This window comes from Streptomyces sp. NPDC050610, from assembly GCF_040654875.1.
Lineage (GTDB): Bacteria > Actinomycetota > Actinomycetes > Streptomycetales > Streptomycetaceae > Streptomyces.
The window spans coordinates 19,705-40,289 of record NZ_JBFAIV010000027.1 but is presented as its reverse complement, the minus strand read 5'-3'; the positions used below and the strand labels follow the sequence as shown (position 1 = coordinate 40,289).

General features: G+C 72.8%; 21 protein-coding genes. 13 read left to right on the top strand and 8 right to left on the bottom strand.

What is annotated here, in order from left to right; all coding sequences use genetic code 11:
- Window positions 1–10: 10 nt before the first annotated feature.
- From AB0I22_RS28410 to AB0I22_RS28385, 6 genes are all read left to right on the top strand, one after another.
- A complete protein-coding gene (locus tag AB0I22_RS28410; protein WP_363133791.1) occupies window positions 11–856 on the top strand; it encodes an amidohydrolase family protein in 846 nt (281 codons plus the stop codon).
- Between the two features lie 197 nt (window positions 857–1,053).
- On the top strand, window positions 1,054–1,959 hold the full coding sequence (locus tag AB0I22_RS28405) for an SDR family oxidoreductase (protein ID WP_363133790.1): 906 nt from the start codon (window positions 1,054–1,056) through the stop codon (window positions 1,957–1,959).
- A gap of 198 nt (window positions 1,960–2,157) precedes the next feature.
- A complete protein-coding gene (locus AB0I22_RS28400; protein WP_363133789.1) occupies window positions 2,158–2,988 on the top strand; it encodes a hypothetical protein in 831 nt (276 codons plus the stop codon).
- On the top strand, window positions 2,985–3,914 hold the full coding sequence (locus AB0I22_RS28395; RefSeq protein WP_363133787.1) for a GNAT family N-acetyltransferase: 930 nt from the start codon (window positions 2,985–2,987) through the stop codon (window positions 3,912–3,914). Before AB0I22_RS28400 ends, AB0I22_RS28395 begins: the two co-directional genes overlap by 4 nt.
- A 66-nt stretch (window positions 3,915–3,980) precedes the next feature.
- Window positions 3,981–4,982, top strand: coding sequence for an SMP-30/gluconolactonase/LRE family protein (locus tag AB0I22_RS28390; RefSeq protein ID WP_363133786.1), 1,002 nt, complete (start codon window positions 3,981–3,983; stop codon window positions 4,980–4,982).
- Window positions 4,983–5,240: 258 nt separating this feature from the next.
- A complete protein-coding gene (locus AB0I22_RS28385) occupies window positions 5,241–6,356 on the top strand; it encodes a methyltransferase domain-containing protein (protein WP_363133785.1) in 1,116 nt (371 codons plus the stop codon).
- 113 nt (window positions 6,357–6,469) lie between these two features.
- On the opposite strand, the gene AB0I22_RS28380 is transcribed toward AB0I22_RS28385, so the two are convergent.
- From AB0I22_RS28380 to AB0I22_RS28360, 5 genes are all read right to left on the bottom strand, one after another.
- Complete coding sequence (locus AB0I22_RS28380; protein WP_363133784.1) at window positions 6,470–7,378, bottom strand: PDR/VanB family oxidoreductase; 909 nt, start codon at window positions 7,376–7,378, stop codon at window positions 6,470–6,472.
- A gap of 22 nt (window positions 7,379–7,400) precedes the next feature.
- Window positions 7,401–8,030: an MSMEG_1061 family FMN-dependent PPOX-type flavoprotein gene (locus AB0I22_RS28375; RefSeq protein WP_363133783.1), complete on the bottom strand. Its 630-nt coding sequence runs from the start codon at window positions 8,028–8,030 to the stop codon at window positions 7,401–7,403.
- A gap of 321 nt (window positions 8,031–8,351) precedes the next feature.
- Window positions 8,352–8,984 (bottom strand): histidine phosphatase family protein, encoded by a 633-nt coding sequence (locus tag AB0I22_RS28370; RefSeq protein ID WP_363133782.1) that lies wholly within the window; start codon window positions 8,982–8,984, stop codon window positions 8,352–8,354.
- A gap of 195 nt (window positions 8,985–9,179) precedes the next feature.
- Entirely contained in the window at window positions 9,180–9,518 is a 339-nt protein-coding gene (locus tag AB0I22_RS28365) for a transcriptional regulator (RefSeq protein ID WP_363133781.1), read from the bottom strand.
- The gene (locus AB0I22_RS28360) at window positions 9,505–10,059 is read right to left on the bottom strand and encodes a hypothetical protein (RefSeq protein WP_363133780.1); all 555 of its coding nucleotides are present in this window, start codon (window positions 10,057–10,059) and stop codon (window positions 9,505–9,507) included. Before AB0I22_RS28360 ends, AB0I22_RS28365 begins: the two co-directional genes overlap by 14 nt.
- 238 nt (window positions 10,060–10,297) lie before the next feature.
- Between AB0I22_RS28360 and AB0I22_RS28355 the strand changes: the two genes are divergently transcribed.
- Window positions 10,298–11,188: an RNA polymerase sigma-70 factor gene (locus tag AB0I22_RS28355; RefSeq protein ID WP_363133779.1), complete on the top strand. Its 891-nt coding sequence runs from the start codon at window positions 10,298–10,300 to the stop codon at window positions 11,186–11,188.
- A 104-nt stretch (window positions 11,189–11,292) separates the two neighbouring features.
- Complete coding sequence (locus AB0I22_RS28350; protein ID WP_363133778.1) at window positions 11,293–12,396, top strand: FAD-dependent oxidoreductase; 1,104 nt, start codon at window positions 11,293–11,295, stop codon at window positions 12,394–12,396.
- Window positions 12,397–12,711: 315 nt separating this feature from the next.
- Here the strand turns inward: AB0I22_RS28350 and AB0I22_RS28345 are convergent, their stop codons facing one another.
- Both AB0I22_RS28345 and AB0I22_RS28340 read right to left on the bottom strand, forming a co-directional pair.
- Window positions 12,712–14,244: an FAD-dependent monooxygenase gene (locus AB0I22_RS28345; RefSeq protein WP_363133777.1), complete on the bottom strand. Its 1,533-nt coding sequence runs from the start codon at window positions 14,242–14,244 to the stop codon at window positions 12,712–12,714.
- Complete coding sequence (locus tag AB0I22_RS28340; RefSeq protein WP_363133776.1) at window positions 14,241–14,660, bottom strand: hypothetical protein; 420 nt, start codon at window positions 14,658–14,660, stop codon at window positions 14,241–14,243. The genes AB0I22_RS28345 and AB0I22_RS28340 overlap by 4 nt, the downstream gene beginning before the upstream one ends.
- Window positions 14,661–14,736: 76 nt before the next feature.
- Between AB0I22_RS28340 and AB0I22_RS28335 the strand changes: the two genes are divergently transcribed.
- Entirely contained in the window at window positions 14,737–15,246 is a 510-nt protein-coding gene (locus tag AB0I22_RS28335; RefSeq protein ID WP_363133775.1) for a MarR family transcriptional regulator, read from the top strand.
- A gap of 70 nt (window positions 15,247–15,316) precedes the next feature.
- On the opposite strand, the gene cynR is transcribed toward AB0I22_RS28335, so the two are convergent.
- Window positions 15,317–16,255 carry a transcriptional regulator CynR gene (cynR, locus tag AB0I22_RS28330; protein WP_363133774.1) on the bottom strand — a complete coding sequence of 313 codons (939 nt, stop codon included), beginning with the start codon at window positions 16,253–16,255 and terminating at the stop codon, window positions 15,317–15,319.
- A 204-nt stretch (window positions 16,256–16,459) separates the two neighbouring features.
- Between cynR and AB0I22_RS28325 the strand changes: the two genes are divergently transcribed.
- The 4 genes from AB0I22_RS28325 (at window position 16,460) to AB0I22_RS28310 (ending at window position 20,405) form a co-directional block, all read left to right on the top strand.
- A complete protein-coding gene (locus AB0I22_RS28325; RefSeq protein ID WP_363133773.1) occupies window positions 16,460–17,047 on the top strand; it encodes a carbonic anhydrase in 588 nt (195 codons plus the stop codon).
- Between the two features lie 186 nt (window positions 17,048–17,233).
- On the top strand, window positions 17,234–17,704 hold the full coding sequence (cynS, locus tag AB0I22_RS28320) for a cyanase (protein ID WP_363133772.1): 471 nt from the start codon (window positions 17,234–17,236) through the stop codon (window positions 17,702–17,704).
- A gap of 211 nt (window positions 17,705–17,915) precedes the next feature.
- Entirely contained in the window at window positions 17,916–18,413 is a 498-nt protein-coding gene (locus tag AB0I22_RS28315; RefSeq protein WP_363133771.1) for a nucleoside deaminase, read from the top strand.
- A gap of 447 nt (window positions 18,414–18,860) precedes the next feature.
- The gene (locus AB0I22_RS28310; protein ID WP_363133770.1) at window positions 18,861–20,405 is read left to right on the top strand and encodes an amidohydrolase family protein; all 1,545 of its coding nucleotides are present in this window, start codon (window positions 18,861–18,863) and stop codon (window positions 20,403–20,405) included.
- Window positions 20,406–20,585: the final 180 nt, after the last annotated feature.

Sequence of the window (20,585 nt, the reverse complement as noted above, 5' to 3'; positions counted from 1 at the left end):
GAGGCTGCCGATGATCATCGACGTCCACTCCCACCTCTTCCGCCACAGCCACGACTTCGGCGAACCCTTCGCCTCCGACTCGGCGCGCGCCCACGAGGGCGAGGTAGACCTCACCGTCACCTGGGAGGAGTACGCCGCGACCTGCCCGCCCGACACCCGCACCATCGTGGTCGGCGGCAAGGCCCGCCGCAGCGGCCTCTGGGTCGACGACACCGCCGTGGCCGCCTACACGGGCCGACACCCCGAGCGGCTCATCGGCTACCTCTCCCTCGACCCCACCCAGCCCGGCTGGCAGGACGAACTCCGCTACGGCCACCAGGAACTGGGCCTGCGCGGGATCAAGCTCATGCCGATGTACGCCGGGTTCGACCCGGCCGCCGAGGAGTACGACGAGCTGTACGCCTACGCCGAGCGCCACGGGCTGCCCCTGCTCGTGCACACCGGCACCACCTTCGTCTCCGCGGCCCCGCTGGAGTGGGCGATGCCCCGCCACCTCGACGCCGTCGCCATCCGCCACCCCGAACTGCGGATGGTCCTCGCCCACCTCTCCCATCCCTTCGAGGGCGAGTGCATCGCCGTCATCCGCAAGCACCCGCACGTCTACGCCGACATCAGCGCCCTGCACTACCGGCCCTTCCAGCTCTGGCACAGCCTCCGCCTGGTCCAGGACTACGGAGTCTGGGACAAGCTGCTGTTCGGCAGCGACTACCCGTTCACCACGGTGAACGACTCGATCGACGGCCTGCGCGAGATAGCGGCGATCCCCGGCATACCGGGCCTCCCGCCGCTCGACGCGGAAGCCGTCGAAGCCCTCATCCACCGGCCCTCCCTCGACCTGCTGGGCCTGGCGGACTGAGACGGGCCGTCGGTGCGGTACGGCCTGCCGGCCGGGCGGTACGTCTACCGGCAGGCCGTACCGCCTGCCGCGTCCACCGCGTTTTCTCCCCGCTTATCCCGTCTGCTGCTCGCCCGTCCGCCGCTTGCCCGAGCGCCATGGCCCGGGCGAGCGGGCCCCTCTCCGTACCCGCCCCGAGGACCATCGAGGACCATGCCGTGACCCACCCGCCAGCCCCGCGCGGCACCGACCGCTTCGACCTCACCGGACGCAACGCCCTGGTCACCGGCGCGGCCCGCGGCCTCGGCCGCGCCTTCGCGACCGGACTCGCCGCCGCCGGGGCCGACCTCGTCCTCGTCGACCTCCCTGGCGCCGAGGGGACCGAGGAGACCGCCGGGCAGGTCCGCGCCCTCGGCCGCCGCTGCCGCACGTACGAACAGGACCTCGCGCACACCGAACAGCTCGCCGCCCTCGCCGACACCGTCCGCGCCGACGCGGGGCCCGTACACATCCTCGTCAACAACGCGGGCACCGCTGCCCTGGAGCGCTGCAACGAGATCACCCCGGAGAGCTGGAGCCGGGTCATGAAGGTCAACGTCGACGCGGTCTTCTTCCTGACCCAGCGCATCGCCGAGCACATGACCGCCGACGGCACACCCGGCCGCATCATCACCGTGACCTCGAAGAACGCCCTCGTCGCCGAGGCGGGCCTCGCCCACTACAACGCGTCCAAGGCCGCCGCGCAGCTGCTCACCGAGACCTTCGCCGTCGAGCTCGCCCCGCACGGCATCACCGCCAACACCCTTGCCCCCGGCATGGTCGACACCCCCATCGACGGGGAATTCCCGCTCGACCGCGAGCCCTTCGAAGCGGCCTGGCGCGAGCGCATACCCCTCGGCCGCTACGCGCAACCCGACGACTGCGTGGGCGCCCTCCTGCTCCTCGCCTCCGACGCGGGCGCCTACCTCACCGGCGCGCGCATCGTGGTCGACGGCGGAGTCCTCGCCGACCAGCAGCCCCGGATGCGCTGGATGCCGCCGTACCGCAACACGGTCGGCGGTACTGCCGGTGCTGCCGGTGCTGCCGGTGCGGCCGGTACTGGCAGTTCGCGCGTCGGCGGCTGAGCCCTGACCCGGGCGGCGCGGTCGTCGCCCGGCTGAGGATCGGCAACAACCTTTCGTACGGACGCCAAGTACCGGAACCCGCGGCGCGCGGCATACGCGGGGCCCGCAGCACACGACCGCCCAGAGCGAGCTGCCCCGTTCATCGCCGCCGAACCCCCGCAGAGGACCCGTGCACCGCCGCACCCCGTGGAGGAACCCGTGCACCGCCCGCCCGATACCACCACCCGCCGCCGCGTCCTGACCGCCGCCGCCCTCGCGACCGCGCCGGCCAACGCGGCGGGCGCCGCCCGTACGCCCCTCATGTACGACCGCGTCCGCGCCCTCCTCGACCGGGGCGGAACCCTCGCCGTCAACGCCGGCGGCGCCCAGCTGCGCGGATGCACCGCGAAGACCTTCAGCCTCGTCGCCCAGCGCTCCACGCGCTCGCGGCGCCCCACCGTGGTCAGCGACTGCGCGTTCGCCGTACCGCCGGACATCGTGCTGATCCACAGCACCGTCACCACGCCCGCCCACTTCGTGCGCTGCGAACCGACCGGCCTCGACGGCGACGCCCTCCACGGCACCGGCCCGGTCCGCCTCACGGACTGCCGCCTCGCCGCAGCCGTGCACAGCGCCCCCATGGCCGTATCCGCATCCGAACTCCGCGTCCACGGCGGCAGCCTCGAAGGGCTCGGCCTGCGCCTGACCGCCGAGAAGGACCAGCGGCCGCGGATCACCGGCGGCATGGCCCTGTCCGGCACACCCGCGGGCGGCGCCTTCCTCAGCCGCGCCGCGAGCGACGCCAGCGTCGCATGGGACCTCTCCGGCATCACCGCCACCACCACGGGCGGTACCGCGCACGCGCGCGTCGACCACGGAGCCAACCACTGGTCGGCCACCGGCTGCCGTTTCACCGGCGGCACCCTCCACCTCGCCCCCGGCGCCCTCCGCTCGACGCTGCACAGCGCCTGCGTCGAGGACGGCACCCGCCGAACCGCCTTCCCCGAGCCCGGCTCCACCGCGCAGACAGCGGGAAACCTTCAGCTATGAGCCTCATCCGCACCGCGCGCCCCGCCGACGAGCCCGCCCTGCACGCCCTGTGGGGCGAGTGCTTCGGCTCCGCCCCTCATCTCCCCGCCCTGTACGCGCTGGACCCCGCCCGCCACCGGCGCACCTTCCTCGCCGCCCGCGACGACGGCACGGTCGACGCCGTCGTCGTCTACGTGCCCCGCGACATCCACGACGCCGACGGCGCGCCCCTACGGGTCGGCGGCATCGGCAGCGTCGCGACCCGCCCCGAGGCACGCGGACAAGGGCTCGTCCGCGCGTTGCTCCAGGAGGCGGCCGCGGCGATGCGCGCGGAATCCTGCGCCTGGTCGCTGCTGTTCACCGGCACCCCCGGCGTCTATACGGGCTCCGGCTGGCAGACCTTCCCGACCCACCTGCGCGAGGGCGCTCTCAGCGGTGCACCGCCCGGCCGCTCCCCGTACCGGGTCCGACCCGCGTGCCCTGCCGACCTGCCGTACCTGGCCGAACTCTCCTGCACCGCAGCCCCATTGAGCACGATCCGGACCGAGTCGGACTGGCGGACGCGGCTGCCCGCCTGGTACGGACCGACCCACGGCTGGCTGGTCGCCCAGGACCCGCACACCGCCCGGCCGGCGGGCTGGGCGGCCGCCGCACACGGCGGGGAGACCGTGGACGTACGGGAGTATGCGGCGACCGGAACCGCTGCCCTCGCGGCGCTCTTCGCGGCCGTCGCCGCGCGTGCCCGGCACGCGGGACTGCGCAGAGCGCGCCTCCGGGGCCCGGCCCCCGGCCCTGCCGTACTTGGGGCATTGCCTCAGCTCATGACAGGGGTTACGGTCCGCACCGAGCACACCGGAATGATCCGCCCGCTGCTGGCCCCGCCGGAGCACGCGTACGCCGTGCCCCGCGCCCCCGGGGCCGTCCATTGGTACGGCGATTCCTTCTGACCAGCTCACTCACGCGTATTAAGGCCCCTCAGGTCCCGCGCGCCGAACGAAGGGAACCGCCGCCGCATGAACGCCGCCTCCTTCGCAGAGCCCGTCTGGTCGGACCGGCTCGACCTGGGCGAGGGCATCCGCTGGACTCCCGGCGGCCCCGTCCTGGTGGACATCCTGAGCGGCCGCCTCCTGCGCGGTCCGCTCGCCCACCGGGACGGCCCGCTCGAAGAGTTGGCCCGGCTGGACGTCCCCCTGGGAGCCGTGGCACCTGTCGCGGGCCGCCCCGGGCAGTGGATCGCGGCAGCAGGCACCGGCATCTGCCTCTTCCGTACGGGCGAGGGGCCGGGCGACGGGCCGGGAGACCGTACGGGCGACCCACGCGAGAGGTCGGGCGACGCACGTGACAGGCCGGGCGACACGCGCGACGGACACACCGCCGTGAGCTGGCTCGACCGCCCCGAGGAGAAGGCGCCGGTCCCCATCCGGATGAACGACGGCACCGCCGACCCGCACGGCCGGTTCTGGGCGGGGAGCATGCCGTACGCGGCGGACAAAGGCGTCGGCAGCCTCTACCGCGTGGACCACGACGGCTCCGTACATCGGGTCTTCGACGGCCTGACCGTACCCAACGGCCCCGCCTTCAGCGCGGACGGCACGGTGCTGTACCTCGCGGACAGCGCCCGCGGCACGATCCTGACCTGCCGCGTCGACCCGCTCACCGGAGAACCGGCCCACGCCCTGGAGGAGTTCGCCACGGTGCGCGCGGGGAACCCCGACGGCATGGCGGTGGACGCCGAAGGCGGGGTATGGAGCGCGATCTGGGGCGAGGCCCGCGTCCACCACTACCGCGCCGACGGCGCCCTCGACCACGTGCTGCCCCTCCCGGCCCGCCAGCCGGCCGGTCTGTGCCTGGGCGGCGACGATCTGCGCACGCTGTACATCACCACGGCCCGAACGGGCCTGACGGACCCGGGCCCGGCGGACGGCGCGGTGTTCACCGTACGAGTGGAGGTCCCCGGCCTCCCCACGGCCGCCTTCCGCTTGAACGAAAAGCAGGGCCGGCAGCCGCTGAGTTGATGCCTGCGGTGGACTGTGGACCGCCGGCCGGTCACCGCGTCAGTACCGCGACCGAATGTTCGCTCCTTCCAGTGACGGGAGCGTTTCCCCGGCCTCGGCGGGGGAGCATGGAGGGGCAAACACCGGCGCGAACAGGAGCGTTCGTATGACTGATGACGGAAAGCACAGCGGTCCCCCCTCCGACAAGCCGTGGACCCCGCCGCCGACCCCGCCGTCTCCCGACGGTTCCGGCGGCTCAGGCGGCGGCCGGGCCACCGGATGACCACGACGGATGCCCCCGGGACGGCGCACCCGGGGCACGCCGCGCTCGTCGAGCTGTTGGACGGGCGCGGTCTGCTGTCCCCGGCCTGGCGCGCCGTGTGGGAGGAGCTGCCCCGGCACCAGTTCATCCCCCGGCAGATCTGGCGCCAGGGCCCCGAGCGGTGCGAGTCCGTCACCACCGAGGGCGAGTGGTGGCGACTGGTGCACAGCGACGAGCCGGTGGTGACGCAGGTCGACGACGGGCGCGAGGACGGGCCGGGTGTCGCGACGTCCTCCAACTCGAAGCCGAGCATGGTCGCCACCATGCTGGGCTGCCTGGATGTGCGCGGCCACGAGCGAGTGCTGGAGATCGGCACCGCGACCGGACACGTCGCCGCCCTGCTGGCCCGGCGCCTGGGCGACGACCGCATCGTCAGCGTGGAGATCGACCCGCGCCTGGCGGCCCGGGCGGAGCGGAACCTGGCCGCCGTCCGAGCCCCTCGCGTCACGGTGGTACGGGCAGACGGGGAGCACGGCTGGCCCCCCGGAGCACCGTACGACCGGCTGATCTCCACCTGCGCCCTGCGGCATGTGCCCTACGAGCTGGTACGCCAGGTCAAGCCGGACGGCATCCTGGTCGCCCCGATGGCCCGCGACTTCTGGAGCGGCGCCGTACTCCGACTCCGCGTCCACGCGGACGGCACCGCGAGCGGCCCGTTCACCGGCGGCGCCTCGTACATGCCGATGAAGTCCCACCGCACCACCGCCTCCGGCCGCCCGGTGGACCAGTCGACAGCCCGGTCAGCCGACAGCGGGACCGGCCCCCGCGACCTGCTGAGCCTGGGCTTCGCCCTGTACGCGGGGGCCCTGCTGCCGGGGGTGTCGATGGTGCACGCCGAGACCGGCGGAACGGACCGCGTCTGGCTGCTGGACCGGGACGGCTCCGGCGCCATCGCGGACGCCGGGGAGCCGGTGTGGCAGTACGGGCCGCGCAGCCTGTGGTCGGAGGTGGAGGCCGCCTACAGCGACTACCTCGACCTCGGCGAGCCGCCGGCGTCGGCCTTCGGAATGACCATCGGCCGCGAGAGCCGCCAGACCTGGCTGCACACTCCTGACCAGGTCATCGGGGCCTGAGCGACGCCCGCGGAGCGGTTGCTCCTGACGGCAGGCGGACCGGCGCGGGCGGCAACCGCCCGCGCCGGCACCTGAGTTCCGCCGCTACGCCGGGGCGGCGGCCGGTCGACCGGTCAGAGGTCGAGGACGAGCCGCGGGGACAGCGCTCGGGAGACGCAGGCGTACATGCGGCCCGTGGGGGCGCCGATGTCGTCGCGGTGTTCCGGTTCGCCGTCGAGGACGGTGAGTTCGCAGCTGCCGCAGACGCCTTCGCGGCAGCCTGAGGGCACCGGGCGGCCGGCGTGGACGAGGGCGTCCAGCAGTGACTCGTCGGCCGGGATCTGGACGGTCTGGCCGGACCGGGCGCACACCGCCTCGAACGCGGTGTCGGGGCCGTACGACCTGGGCACCGGCTGGAAACGCTCCGCGTGCAGCCGGTCGGCGGGGAACGCGGCCTCCGCCTCGGCGAGCATGGAGGCGGGACCGCAGCAGTAGACCAGGGCGTCGGGGCTCAGGGCGGCCGCGAGGGCGGCGAGGTCCGGCCTCCCCTGCTGCTTCGTCGCCACGATCCGTACCCGGTCGCCGTAGCCGGAACGCAGTTCGTCGACGAAGGGCATGGTCTCCGCCGACGCTCCCGCGTACACCAGGGAAGCGGGTCGTCCCGCGTCGGTCGCCGCCCGCAGCATGGGCAGGAGGGGGGTGATGCCGATCCCGCCGGCGAGGAACAGGTACTCCGGCGCGGGCGCGAGCGGGAAGTTGTTCCGGGGCATCGAGACGTCGAGGGGCCGGTCCCGGCGCAGGAACCGGTGGATGTACTCCGAACCGCCCCTGCTGAGCGGGTCGTACCGCACGGCGACGCGGTAGGCGTCCCGGTCGGCCGGGTCCCCGCACAGCGAGTACTGCCGGGTCAGCCAGTTCGGCAGGGCCAGATCGATGTGGGCGCCGGGCTCCCAGGGCGCCAGGGGGCCGGCGGCGCCGCGCAGGGTGAGGGCGATGACGCCCTCGGCGACCCGGTCCATGTGTTCGATGGTGGTCTGTTGCATCGGAGTTTCCCTCGTGGCCTGGTCAGTAGAGCTTGCGGTAGGCGTCTTCGAGGCCGCGTTCGAGCAGCGACGGGTCCACGTCGAACCCGGACTGCGCGACGGCCATCTCGGCGAACCGCGGCAGCTCATCGGCGAGGGCCTGGCTGTCGGGGTCCCACAGGCGGGACCGGACTATCGCCCGGCCGCAGTGGAAGTACGCCTCGGTCACCTCCACGACGATCGCCAGCTCCGGCTGCCTGGCCTCGGTCCGCATCCGTACGAGGACGTCGGGCTCGTCGGTGGGGTAGGCGCGGCCGTTGACGCGCAGCGCCTCCCGCAGCCCCGGTATCAGGAAGAGCAGCCCGATGCCGTCGTTCTCGGCGAGGTTGCGGAAGGAGTCGGCGAGCTTGTTGCCGGGCCGGTCGGGGATCGCGAGCGTGTGCTCGTCGAGGACCTTCGCGAAGCCCGGGTAGTCGCCGCGGGGCGAGCAGTCGACGCGCCCCGCCGCGTCCGCCGTGGCCATCGTCAGGAACGGGGAGAGGGCTATGAAGCGGTGGAAGTGCTCGTCGATGCGGTTCTGGATCTTGGCCTTGGTCATGGCCTCGGGCTCCCCGAGCCGAGCGCGGACCTCGGCCGGGGACACCCGCCGGGGGCGAGTTCCGGCTTGCGTCATGGGATTCCTCCGGGGTGTGTGCGGGACGGCGTCGGGCGACGCCCGCGGCGGGCCGTGATCCACCGCTCCGCCACAGTACGCGGCACTATTGTGAGCAATTGCTCAGGTCGCGCGCTACTCGCTTTCGAGGCGCTGCCCAGGCGGCGGCACGCCGTCCGGCCGGCTCGGGCTCAGCCCTTGTGAGCAGCCCCGTCGGGCACGGGACGAACTCGCCCGACGGCGTGCCCCAGCCGCCGCTGCTCACTTTCGCGCCGGGTACGGCCATCCGAGTCCCGGCCGGTTCTGGCCCTCCCTCGCTTTCGCCGGCGCCGACGTCGATGACTACGGAGCGTCGAGGTGGCGGGTGTCGCCGAGGCGGGCGACTTGGCGGTTGTGGAAGAAGTCGTCCTCGTGCAGCGTGGTGATGCTGCCCGAGGGCGCCTTGAAACTGGCGTAGCCGGCCGACTCGATCGGCATCTTGATCCAGGACGCCACGATGAACGTCAGCGAGCCGCCGTGCGTCACGATGATCTGGTGGCGGACCGGGCTCCGCAGGATCTCGCCCATGGCCGCGTAGACGCGCCGCGCCCACGCCGCCTTGGTCTCCGCGCCGGGTACGCCCTCGTCGTGCTCCATCCGCTCCCCGACCGCCGGCGGCCGGACGAACCGCGCGTCCAGCCACGCCTGCGGCCTGCCTCCCGCCTCGCCGTAGGACTTCTCCCGCAACCTGCGGTCCACGGCCGGCTCCACACCGAACACCTGGGCCACCTCCTCGGCCGTCTGCAGAGTGCGCCGCAGATCCGAGGAGAACAGCTCCGCCTCGGCGCCGTCCGGGATCTCGTTCCGCAACGCCCGGGCGATAGCGGCCGCCGCACGGACGCCCGCGGGCGTTAGCCGCGAGTCGTGCCATCCGCCGACGACGCCCTCGGTGTGGTGGGTCGCTTCGGAGTGGGTGACGACGTACAGCGTGCGCATATGAGCGGGCCCTTCCTGCGGTGGGAGTCCTGAGTGATCGCGTCCGCGACTGCGGAAGGAACTATGGAGAACTAGAGAACTGGAGAACTATGGGAGGGGCGGCTCGGAGCCATCAAGCGGGGTCTCGGGTGCGTGATCCCGGAAGCGGGCTCTCGCTCGGGGTGGGGTCGCCGGGCGTCGTCCACGCCCGCGCGTTCAGCCGTCCTCGGCCGCCGCCCCGCGGGCCGTCCCGCCCGCCGTACGTCGCGACTCCTCGACGATCCGTTGCAGGGCTGCCGCGTGTGCCTCCAGCGCCGCGCGCCCGTCGTCGCTGAGGTTCACCCAGGTGCGGGGGCGCTTGCCGACGTACCCCTTGCGCACCTCGACGTACCCGTGCGATTGCAACGTACTGACCTGCTTGGACAGGGCGGAGGGGGACAGCCCCGCCGTCTCCTTCACCCACCCGAACTCGGCCCACTGCGCGCTCGCGAGCAGCGAGACGATCGTCAGCCGGGTGGGGTCGAGGAGTACGGGGTCGAAGTCAGCGTGGGCCATCGAAGGCGCTCACTCCCGCGCGATGACCGCCGCGTACGGCGACCAAGAGCAGCGCCCGCTGGATGCGCGGTCCGAACAGGGCCAGGGCCGCGCCGCCCACCGCGCCCACCGCGGTCCGCCAGTACGGCAGGTGGAGGTGCCACTCCGGTCGCAGCAGTTGGAGGGCGAAGCCGGCCAGGACGACGACGAGCAGTGCGAGCAGCGCGTACCGGCGGAAGGGCCGGGAGATCTCCTGCCTGCGCGGCCGGACGGGCTGACCGAGCAGGGCCGAGCCGCCGCGGGTGTTGAGCAGCACGACATAGCCGGCGGCGAGCAGCCCGAGGCACGCCGGGGCCCAGTCGGCCGCCGCCCGGCCGAGGAAGTCGGGGGCCGCCAGGAGTGCGAAGAAGACGACGCCGGCCACCACGTACACCCACCGGGCATTGGCGGCCGAGCCGTGCGCCTGGGCCCGGCGCCGGTCGATGTCCCGCAGCGCGCGGACCGCTTCGTCCGCCGAGGGGCGGGGGGCGTCGGGTCCGGACGGTGATGGCGTTGATGACATGGCTGCCTCCTCGGAACGCTGGTTGCCCCAGCAGAATCTCTTTCCTGAGAGGAAAGTAGTTTCCCTGGGGTGGGTTCGTCAACGGGGGCGAACGGAAGCCGATCGGGGGGCGCGGCTCCCGACGTGCGGTCCAGACGCTCGGCTCCCGACGTGCGGTCCAGACGGCTCGGCTCCTGATGTGCGGTCCCGACGTGCGGTCCAGACGCGCGGCAGGCGCCGCGCCTGGCACGCTACGGACATGACCATGGAAGCCGCCGCGGAGTTCGAAGCGCACCGGCCCCGGCTGTTCGCGCTCGCCTACCGGATGCTCGGTGCGGCGAGCGAGGCCGAGGACATCGTCCAGGACACGTATCTGCGGTGGAGCACGGCCGACCGCTCCGCCGTCCGTACGCCGGCGGCCTGGCTGACCAAGGTCATGACGAACCTCTGCATCAACCAGCTCACCTCCGCCCGCGCCCGGCGGGAGCTGTACGCCGGGCCGTGGCTTCCCGAACCGGTCCTCACGCACACGGCGACCGGCCCCCTCGGGCCGCTGGAGACTGCCGAGCAGCGCGAGTCCGTGTCGTTCGCGCTGCTCACCCTGATGGAACGGCTCACTCCGGCCGAGCGTGCGGTGTTCGTCCTGCGTGAGGCGTTCGGGCACAGCCACCGGGAGGTCGCCGAAGCCGTCGGCATCGAGGAGGCGTACTCGCGCCAGCTGCACCGCCGGGCCCGCGCACAGCTCGGCCGACCGCGACGGCGCCTCGACGTCGACGACGGACAGCGCAAGAAGATCGTCGAGCGCTTCTTCGCCGCCACCGTCGAAGGCGACGTGGCCGGCCTCGAAGAAATGCTCGCCGACGACGTGGCCGCCTGGGCCGACGGCGGCGGTCAGGTCTCGGCGGCACGCCGGCCGATCACCGGCCGCGAGAAGGTGCTCCGCTACCTGCTCGGCCTGGGCAACCGGCCCGAGACAGCGCACGTTAGGGCCGAGTTCGCCGAGGTGAACGGCGAGCCGGCGGCTCTCGTCCTCGCAGGTCAGGAGCTAATCGCCATCCTCGTACCGGAGATCCGCGAGGGCCGGGTCGGCGCGGTCCGTACGGTCATCAACCCCGGGAAGCTCGCCTTCGCCGCCCGCCAGCTCGCGTGATCCACTTCCTGCCGGCGCAGGCCTCTTCCCGCCGCCGCAGGCCTCTTCACGCCGATCCACGTCGTGAAGTGTCACGGATCCGCCCGCCCGCCGGTTCAGGAGGCATGACGCATCACATCGTGGTTCTGGGAGCCGGGTACGCCGGACTGTCCGCGGCGAAGGGCGCGGCCCGCAGGCTGCGCCGTACCGACGTACGCATCACCCTGGTCAACGCTGTCGGCCAGTTCGTGGAGCGGGTACGGCTGCACCAGCTCGCCGCCGGCCGGCCGCTCAAGGACCTGCCGCTCGGCCGGCTCCTCGCCGGTACGGGCATCGAGCTGGTCGTCGCCCGGGCGGTCGCCGTCGACGCCGCCGCCCGTACGGTCCGGCTGGACTCGGCTCCGCGCGCCGTCGCCTACGACACCCTCGTCTACGCACTCGGCAGCGCGGCCGACACCGCCGCCGTCCCCGGAGTCGACGCACACGCGTCGGCGGTGGCCACCTACCAGGACGCGGTCCGCCTGCGCGAACGTACGGCGGACGCCCAGGGCTCGCTGGCCGTGGCCGGAGCGGGCCTGACCGGCATCGAGACGGCCACCGAACTGGCCGAGACCCACCCGGGGCTCAAGGTGCGGCTGGTCACCGGGGGCGAGCTCGGCGCCGGGCTCTCCGAGCGCGGCCGACGCTACCTCCGCGGCTCTTTGGACCGGCACGGCATCGAGCTCCGGGAGCACACCCGTGTCTCCGAAGTCACCGCACACGGCCTGGTCCTCGCCGACGGCGGGGAGATCCCGGCCGACACCGTCCTGTGGACGGCTGGATTCCGCGTCCCCGACCTGGCGCGCGAGGCCGGGTTCGCCGTCGACGCCCGCGGTCTGCTCACGGTCGACCCGACACTGCGCTCGACCTCCCACCCGGAGGTCTTCGCGGCGGGCGACGCGGTGGCGGCGTACGGGCCCGACGGCGCCCCCTCCCGCATGTCGTGCCAGACAGGGCTGCCGATGGGCGCGTACGTCGCGCGCGGCGTCGCCGCCTCGCTCACCGGCCGTACGCCCAAGCCGCTGCGCCTCCGCTACGTCTGGCAGAACATCAGCCTCGGCCGGCACGACGGCCTCACGCAGTTCACCCGCCCCGACGACAGCCCGGTCCCCGCCATCCTCACCGGCCGCGCCTCGGCCCGCTTCAAAGAGGCCGTCACGAGAGGCACGGTGCTGGCCCTGCGCCGCTGACCAGGCCAGGCCCGCCGGCGTCCGGCCCGTGGAGCCCGGAGCGGGGCCTCGGGACCGGGGGAGTGGCTGGGGCCGGCGGCACGCCGAGGGTGGGGACGGGCATGGCGCGGACGACCCGCGCGGGGCCGATGTGACAGGGCTGCGGGTTGCGGGGCTGCCCGAGGCGTGCGGTGGAAAGCCCTTACGGTCCGGACTGTCGCGGGCGGCGAACCTCCGGACACGGAGTGACCGGCGCCACCAGGACCGGGCTGTTCTGTTCAGCCCGCGCCAGGACGCGCTGGCCAGCGGACCGGTGGACCGGCGGACCGGCGCGTCCTACCGGACCAAGGACGTGGCCGGCGCGGTCCACCGGGCGACCTCGTCCGGGAACGTGTCCGGGACCGCGCTCGCGTGCGGGTCCGAGGCCGGGGCGGTGGACTCCGCGACGGCGGCGACATAGCCGTCGGGCCGGATCAGCGCCGCTTCCAGCGCGGACCAGGCTCCGGCGCCGGGCCGGGCGGTCCGTACGTCGACACGGCGTGAGGCGATGCGGGCGTAACGGCCGGAGGGCGTGAAGTCGGCCAGTACGCAGGCGTCCTGGCGCAGTGCGTGCAGCAGGGACGAACCGGTCAGAGCGAGGTCGGGGGCCCGGGTTCCGACCAGGGGATGGGCGCCCTCCGCGGCCGGGTAGGCCAGCTCCAGCCCGGACAGCCATCCGGTCAACTCGCGTGCCATGTCGCCGGCTTGCCCGATGAGCTCACTGAACATCCCGCGCAGGGCCTCGCCGCCGGGGGTGAAGGTGTGCATCAAGGCGCCCTGGGCGAGGGTGTTGGCGGCGAGCCGTGCCGAGATCGGCCGGCGTTCGCTGTCGTAGTCGAACGGGCCGTCAGCCAGCCAGTCCGGAGCCCACCCCTGGTGCTCGGCCGCCAGCTTCCAGGCCAGGTTGGCGGCGTCCTGCAGGCCGACGTTCAGGCCCTGGCCGCCCGCGGGCAGGTGGATGTGCGCGGCGTCGCCGGCGATGAGTAACCGCCCGACGCGGTAGCGGTCGGCGTTGCGGGTGCCGTCCGTGGCGGTCGTGAGCCAGGACGCGGTACGCACGCCGCAGTCGGTGCCGGTGATGCGCCGCAGAGTGGCGCGCAACTCCTCCAGCGACTGCGGCCGCGCGCGTCGTTCGCGCACCTCGGCGGCTGTGAGCCCCGTGTCGGCGGGCTCTGCCCCGAAGATCCGGTACTGGCCGTCGGGCAGCGGCACGATGCTCAGGCTGCCGGTGTCCCGGTTCCAGCGGTGCGACGGAGTGCCGAGCGGGTCGGCGAGTTCCACGTCGGCCGCGAAGCCGACGAGCGAGGGGGCGGCGCCGGGGAACCCGATGCCCGCCAGTCGGCGGACCACGCTGCGCGCGCCGTCCGCGCCCACCAGGTAGCGGGCCTCGTGCACGTCGTCCCCGGTGTGCACCCGCACCCCCGACGCGTCCTGTTCCACGCCGGTCACCGGCCGGCGGTACCGCACGGGGACGCCGTGTTCGTGCAGGTAGTCGGTGAGTGCCCGCTCGGTGCGCGCTTGCGGGATCATCAGGACGAACGGGAAGGGCGTGTTCAGATCCGAGTAGTCGAGCATCGTGGGCAGCGCCGCGAAATGCGCACGGGGAGCAGTGCGTCCTTGGCCGACGAGGATGTCGGACAGCCGCCGCCCGCCGGTCTCCAGGGCGGTGAGCACCTCCAGCGTGCGCGGGTGCATCGTGGTGGCTTTGGAGTGCACGCTGGGCCCGGCCTCGCGTTCGAAGACCTGTACGCGCACTCCTGCGGCGTCCAGCAGCGCCGCGGTCAGCAGTCCGACTGGGCCGGCCCCGGCTATGACGACGTCCGTGTTCACCGGTCTTCGCCCTTCGGTCGGAGCAGCAGTACGCCGGCGGCCAGGCCGGTGGTGGAGGCGACATGGATGGCGAACGCCTGGCGGTTCGGCGCCCAGACGCCGGTGGTCGGCCCGCCGGACCACATGGCGGCCGTGAACCCGGCCGCCGCGGCGGCCATCCCGCGCCACATCGCGCGGCCGCGCCGCGGCCCGGCCAGCACGCCGATCGCGACGGCGCCCACGGCTCCGGCGCTGATCAGTACTTCGCGCGCCATGTGGTACTGGACGTGGCCCTCGCCGTGCCGCGCCTCGGGAGCGCGGTAGGTCTCGTCCGTGATGTGGGTGATGGTCTGCCAGACGGATGGAGCGGCGGCGGCGATGCCCGCTGCTGTGATCAGAGCGCCGGCGTTCTCTCGTGCGGTCCTTGCGGGTTTCATGACCCCTCCAGATAGGAGAACGTTAAGATAATGAACCTTACGGTAGCTCACCCGACCGAACGATGAAAGGCCGCCAGTGCCCCAGGAACCCACGAGCGACTACGTCGACGGCATGGTCGACGTCCTCGCGCAGCACCACGACTCCGCGGAACTGGAGGCCAAGACGCTCGCCTACCGCCTGCGCCGCCTCACTCACCGTATGGAGACCGACCTCAAACGGGAACTCGCCCCGCACGGCATCGAGTTGTGGGCGCTGGAACTGCTGGCCTGTCTGCTCCGCGCGCCGCGGCACCAGCTGACGGCGTCTCAACTGGCCGTCGCGATGCAACTGACCTCCGGAGCCGTCACCAACCGCGTGGCGAAACTGGAAGCCAAGGGATGGGCCGTCCGCGACTTCGCGCCGCACGACCGGCGCTCCGTCACGGTCACGCTGACCCAAGAAGGGGCCGAACGGGCCCGCGACGTCTTCGCCACCAAGACCGAGACCGAACTGCGCCTGCTCTCCGTGCTGTCCGCGGAGGACCAGCGTCGGCTCAACGGCGACCTGCGCGCTGTGCTGCTCGCCCTGGGGGACCACGAGCAGTGAGCCGGGGCGCGGTGCCCGTGCTCCCGGCCCGCCGCCCCTGCTCGCCGTTCCCGCTCGCGCTGTCGGCGAGCTATCGGGGGCTGGACGGCAGCGGGCGCGGGGGCGGGGCGTAACCGCGGCTGCGGACGAGGTCGTGGGTGAGCTCGGTGAAGGCGCGGGCGGCGGCCCCGAGGTAGGCGCCTTGCCGGTGCAGGAGGGTGACGGTGCGGGTGGGCAGGGGAGGGTCGAGGGGGATGGGTGCGAGGTGGGCGTGATCGTGGGTGATGGCGTCGGGCAGGACGGTGGCCAGGTCGGTGCGTCGGACGATTTCGGTGAGGGCCTGGATGGAGTTGGCCTCGACCGTGACGCGGGGGGTGGTCCGGTGCCGGGCGAAGTAGGCGTCGATGTGGCCGCGGGTGGCGAAGTCGGTGCTGAGTAGCGCCAGTTGACGGTCATTCAAGTCGCGTACGGGCAGGGGTAGGGGTTCCTGCGCCGTACGGGTGTGCGGGGCGGCGGTGACGAGGCTGAGGGTTTCGGTGAACAGCGGGGTCGGGGTGATGCCCGGCAGGTGGGGGCCGGCGAAGGCGATGCCGAGGTCGAGGTCGTCGGCGAGCAGGGCGGCCTCGACGCGGTCCTGAGTCGTCTCGGTCAGGGTCAGGCTGACGCCGGGGTGGCGGGAGTGCAGCTCGGCGGTGAGCGGGCCGGTGAGATAGGCGGTGAAGGTGGGGGTGACGCCCAGGCGCAGGTGGCCGCGCGAGAGGTCCTGGACGTCGTGGACGGCGCGCTCGGCGGCGGCCAGGTCGCGCAGCGCGCGCCGGGCGTGGTCGGTGTAGACGGCGCCGGCGTCGGTGAGCCGTACCGTGCGGCCGGTGCGGTCCAGCAACTGCACGCCCAGGGTGCGCTCCAACTGCCTGATCTGCTGGGAGAGCGTGGGCTGGGAGATATGCAGGTCTTCGGCGGCGCGGGTGAAGTTGCCGTGTTCGGCAACGGCGAGCAGATAGCGCAGATGACGCAATTCCAGAGCGGCCATGACACAACTATAGATGTGACCACTGACTATCATCGATAGCTGCTCTTGGACGCTATAGGTGCAGGTGGTGCAGGGTGGATCGCACCGGACCCCGATGGGCCCCGCCGGGTCTCGCTTGGTCTTATCGGACCTCGCCTGGCCCTACCGGGCCTCGCCGGATCCCGTCGGCCCACAGGGGCCGGTCACCGCCGAAGGGAGTGATCCATGCAAGACCTCGCCGAGGGCGTCGCCCGCTTCCAGCGGGACGTCTTCCCGGCCAAGGAGGAGCTTCTCGCCCGCCTGGCCACGCACCACAGCCCGCAGACCCTGTTCATCGGCTGTTCCGACGCGCGCGTCGTGCCCGAGCTGGTCACCAGCGCCGAACCGGGCGACCTGTTCGTCATCCGCACCGCCGGCAACCTCGTGCCCGCCTACGCCCCTGGAACCGACGGGGTGGCGGCGAGCATCGAGTACGCCGTCTCCGTGCTGGGCGTGAGAGACATCGTCGTCTGCGGCCACTCCGCGTGCGGCGCGATGACCGCGCTGGCCGAGGGCCACGACCTCGGCGGCGCTCCGGCCGTCGCCGCCTGGCTGCGGCACGCGGACGCCTCCCGGGCCCGTACCGCCGCCGCGGGCGACGTCTCCGCCCTGGTGCGCGCGAACGTGCGGGCGCAGTTGGCGAACCTGGCTGCCCACCCGTCGGTCGCCCGCGCCCTGGCGGAGCGGAAGGTCACGCTGTACGGCTGGGTCTTCGACATCGCCACCGGACGTGTCGAGGACGTCCCCGTCGCCGGCCCCGCACTCGCGGCCTGATGACCGGCTACCGGAACTGATCCGTCTTCCCGCCCGCAACGCCGCGCCGGGACCCCGCCCATCCACACTGACCCGCTGCTTCACTCTCCCCTTCCATGAAGTCGTGAAGTTTCGGGAAGCGGTCTGCCGAGAGAATTCGTCAAGCGGCCGCGAAAGAGAACGCGAAGAGAAAAGGAAGTACCGATCATGGTGCACGCTCAGTTCAGCCCCGCCGCCCGCCAGGCCCTGGCGGACGCCGCCGTCGAGGCCAAGATCCGTAAGGACCTGTCCTGGCAGCAGATCGCCGACGCCGCCGGCCTGTCGGCGGCCTTCACCACCGCCGCCGTCCTCGGCCAGCACCCGCTGCCGGAGGTGTCCGCGAAGGCGGTCGCCGAGCTGCTGGGCCTGGACGAGGACGCGGCGCTGCTGCTGCAGACGATCCCGACCCGCGGTTCGATCCCCGACGGCGTCCCCACCGACCCGACCGTCTACCGCTTCTACGAGATGATCCAGGTCTACGGCACGACCCTCAAGGCCCTGATCCACGAGCAGTTCGGGGACGGCATCATCTCCGCGATCAACTTCAAGCTGGATGTGAAGAAGGTCGCCGACCCCGAGGGCGGCGAGCGCGCCGTCATCACACTGGACGGCAAGTACCTGCCGACCAAGCCTTTCTGACTGAGCGTCGGGTTTCACGTCGGAGGGTGGGCGGGGGCGTGGCAGCCCTTCCGCCCGGCCCCGCCTCCGCGCGCGGCGCCCGAGCCTGCGTGCCGCTGTGAGCGGCGGGCCCTTCCGATGAGGCGGCCTCGTACCCCTTCCGAGAGGCCGCCTCATATCCCCGTCAGCCTCTATCCCCGTACCCCCCCCAGTCCGTCTCCGGAGGAGCACCATGGACTTCGTTCAACGCACCATCGACATCGCCCGCCAGAACGTGGCCGAGGGCGGCCGCCCGTTCGCGACCGTGATCGTCAAGGACGGCGAGGTACTCGCCGAGAGCCCGAACCTGGTCGCCCAGACCAGCGACCCCACCGCCCACGCGGAGATCCTCGCCATCCGCGAGGCGTGCACGAAGCTGGGCACCGAGCATCTGACCGGCGCCACCATCTACGTGCTGGCCCACCCGTGCCCGATGTGCCTGGGTTCGCTGTACTACTGCTCGCCGGACGAGGTCGTCTTCCTCACCACCCGCGACGCCTACGAGCCGCACTACGTCGACGACCGTGCGTACTTCGAGCTGAACACGTTTTACGACGAGTTCGCCAAGCCTTGGCAGGACCGGCGACTGCCCATGCGCCACGAGCCGCGCGATGCCGCCGTCGACGTCTACCGGTTCTGGCAGGAGAACAACGGCGGCGAGCGCCGGGTCGCGGGCGCCCCCGGCGCCTGAACCACCCGCGGCCGGTGCGACCGGCCGGGTGCGGTCAGGAAGGTTCCCGGGCCCGTCCGGGTACGGGCGGGAGTGGTCCGTCGGCCGCGTCGTCTCGGTGGCCGACGGGCTGCGCTGAACGGCGGCCACGGCCCGCCGCGTCCCGGGGCCCGAAGTCCGCTCACCGTTCCGCTGCGTCCGGGAGCAGGCATTCCGCCGGAACAGCCAGGCGTTATACATGAGGAATTCTCCCGCTTCCAAGCTCGACCTGACCCGCAACGTCGTCGGCATGTGGCAGGGAGGGAGCGGAATGGGCGGCGGACACCATGGCGTACGAACCGGAGCCCGTACGCGAAGTGCTCCGCTTCGAAACCAGGGGGCGGCCAACAAGATCTTCATAAGGCCGAGTTCGTACCGGCGCGCGAACAGAGCCGCTCGGATTCGTAGGCTCGCACGAACAGCGGTGCCGTGCCTCCTCCTAGGGTTGCACCGGAGACCAGCAGGTGCTCCGGCGAGTCCTCGACGAGGAGACGAAGCATGCAGACCCTCTTGCGCGGCGGCCGTGTCATCGACCCGGGAACCGGATTCGACGCCGTGGCCGATGTCCTCGTGTCCGATGGCGTCGTGAGCGCCGTCGGCACCGGGCTCGACGCGCCGCCGGGATGCACGGTCCTCGACGTCGCGGGCCTGGTCGTCGGCCCCGGCTTCGTCGACCTGCACAGCCATGTGCACTCGATCGCGGGGCAACGGCTGCAGGCCATGGACGGCGTGACGACGGCACTCGACCTGGAAGCGGGCCTGATGCCCATCGGGCGGGCGTATGCCGAGGCCGCGGCGGCCGGGCGCCCGTTGCACTACGGCTTCTCCGCCTCGTGGGGCGGCGCCCGGGCCCAGGTGCTCGCCGGCATCGAGCCCGACGCGCGGTTGGCGAGCGGATTCGCGGTACTGGGGAACCCCGCGTGGCAACGCTCCTCGTCCGACCGTGAACTCGCCGAGTGGCTGGCCCTGCTGGAAGGCGAGCTGGCCGGCGGAGCGCTCGGCATCGGAGTCCTCCTCGGATACGCGCCCCACAGCGAACCCGCCGAGTTCCTCGCCGTCGCCCGGCTCGCCGCGAGGGCCGGAGCACCGACGTATACGCACGTCCGCGAACTGGTGGAGGTGGACCCCCGCACACCGGCGGACGGCTCCGAGGAGGTCGCCGCCGCCGCGGCCGAGACCGGCGCCGCGATGCACCACTGCCACGTCAACAGCACTTCCGGCCAACACATCGACCGGGTACTCGGCGCGTTGGACGCCTCACGGCGGTCCGGGTCCCGGGTGACGATCGAGGCGTACCCGTACGGAGCAGGCAGTACCGCGATCGGAGCCGCCTTCCTCGACGCCGAACGGCTCCGGATGAAGGGCCTGTCCGCGTCGAGCGTCGTGATGCTCGAATCGGGGGAGCGCATCGCCGACGACGGCCGGCTGCGCCAACTGCGCGAGAGCGACCCCGGGGCGCCCTGCATCCTGGAGTTCCTGGACGAGAGCGACCCGCGCGAGCGCGCCATGCTGCACCAGGCCCTCGCCTTCCCCGACGCGATCGTCGCCAGCGACGCGATGCCCGTCTTCTGGCGTGACGGCAGCAGCGACAGCACCCTGTGGCCACTGCCGCCCGGAGGGACCACGCACCCGCGCACGGCTGGCACGTTCGCCAAGACGCTGCGCGTGATGGTGCGGGAGAGCGGCGCCTGGGACTGGCCGGAGGCGTTCCGGCGATGCGCCCACCTGCCCGCGCGCGTCCTCGACGACGTCGCACCGGGAGCCCGAGCCAAGGGCCACCTCGGGGTCGGAGCCGACGCCGACATAGTCGTCCTCGACCCCGAGGCGATCACGGATACCGCCACCTACTTCGACTCCACGCGGCCCTCCGTGGGCGTCCGGTATCTGCTCGTAGGCGGCGTGCAGATGGTCAGCGCAGGGGAGTTGCAGACCGACGCGCTACCTGGGCGGCCACTGCGGGGCGAGCCGCGATGACGGCGATGCGTGAGCAGGTACGGACACGCTGAGCAGGGCTCGGGCACGCGGGTGGCTCGGTGCCGCGGTGGGCTTCCTTCTCCGATGGGGTCGATGCCCGCCGCGAGCCGTCAGGGTTTGCCGCCGATCGCTTGCCACCGTCCGTGGCCGGGATCGCGTCTACTGCGTTCCGTAGTCCTG

Excerpts from the sequence above, each read along its gene's own strand:
- AB0I22_RS28315 (WP_363133771.1), top strand. The coding sequence starts at position 17,916 with ATGGACTTCGTTCAACGCACCATCGACATCGCCCGCCAGAACGTGGCC.
- AB0I22_RS28375 (WP_363133783.1), bottom strand. The coding sequence starts at position 8,030 with ATGACGCAAGCCGGAACTCGCCCCCGGCGGGTGTCCCCGGCCGAGGTC.
- AB0I22_RS28325 (WP_363133773.1), top strand. The coding sequence starts at position 16,460 with ATGCAAGACCTCGCCGAGGGCGTCGCCCGCTTCCAGCGGGACGTCTTC.
- AB0I22_RS28355 (WP_363133779.1), top strand. The coding sequence starts at position 10,298 with ATGACCATGGAAGCCGCCGCGGAGTTCGAAGCGCACCGGCCCCGGCTG.
- AB0I22_RS28340 (WP_363133776.1), bottom strand. The coding sequence starts at position 14,660 with ATGAAACCCGCAAGGACCGCACGAGAGAACGCCGGCGCTCTGATCACA.
- AB0I22_RS28350 (WP_363133778.1), top strand. The coding sequence starts at position 11,293 with ATGACGCATCACATCGTGGTTCTGGGAGCCGGGTACGCCGGACTGTCC.
- AB0I22_RS28380 (WP_363133784.1), bottom strand. The coding sequence starts at position 7,378 with ATGCAACAGACCACCATCGAACACATGGACCGGGTCGCCGAGGGCGTC.
- AB0I22_RS28370 (WP_363133782.1), bottom strand. The coding sequence starts at position 8,984 with ATGCGCACGCTGTACGTCGTCACCCACTCCGAAGCGACCCACCACACC.
- AB0I22_RS28410 (WP_363133791.1), top strand. The coding sequence starts at position 11 with ATGATCATCGACGTCCACTCCCACCTCTTCCGCCACAGCCACGACTTC.
- AB0I22_RS28390 (WP_363133786.1), top strand. The coding sequence starts at position 3,981 with ATGAACGCCGCCTCCTTCGCAGAGCCCGTCTGGTCGGACCGGCTCGAC.
- cynR (WP_363133774.1), bottom strand. The coding sequence starts at position 16,255 with ATGGCCGCTCTGGAATTGCGTCATCTGCGCTATCTGCTCGCCGTTGCC.
- cynS (WP_363133772.1), top strand. The coding sequence starts at position 17,234 with ATGGTGCACGCTCAGTTCAGCCCCGCCGCCCGCCAGGCCCTGGCGGAC.
- AB0I22_RS28395 (WP_363133787.1), top strand. The coding sequence starts at position 2,985 with ATGAGCCTCATCCGCACCGCGCGCCCCGCCGACGAGCCCGCCCTGCAC.
- AB0I22_RS28365 (WP_363133781.1), bottom strand. The coding sequence starts at position 9,518 with ATGGCCCACGCTGACTTCGACCCCGTACTCCTCGACCCCACCCGGCTG.
- AB0I22_RS28360 (WP_363133780.1), bottom strand. The coding sequence starts at position 10,059 with ATGTCATCAACGCCATCACCGTCCGGACCCGACGCCCCCCGCCCCTCG.
- AB0I22_RS28385 (WP_363133785.1), top strand. The coding sequence starts at position 5,241 with ATGACCACGACGGATGCCCCCGGGACGGCGCACCCGGGGCACGCCGCG.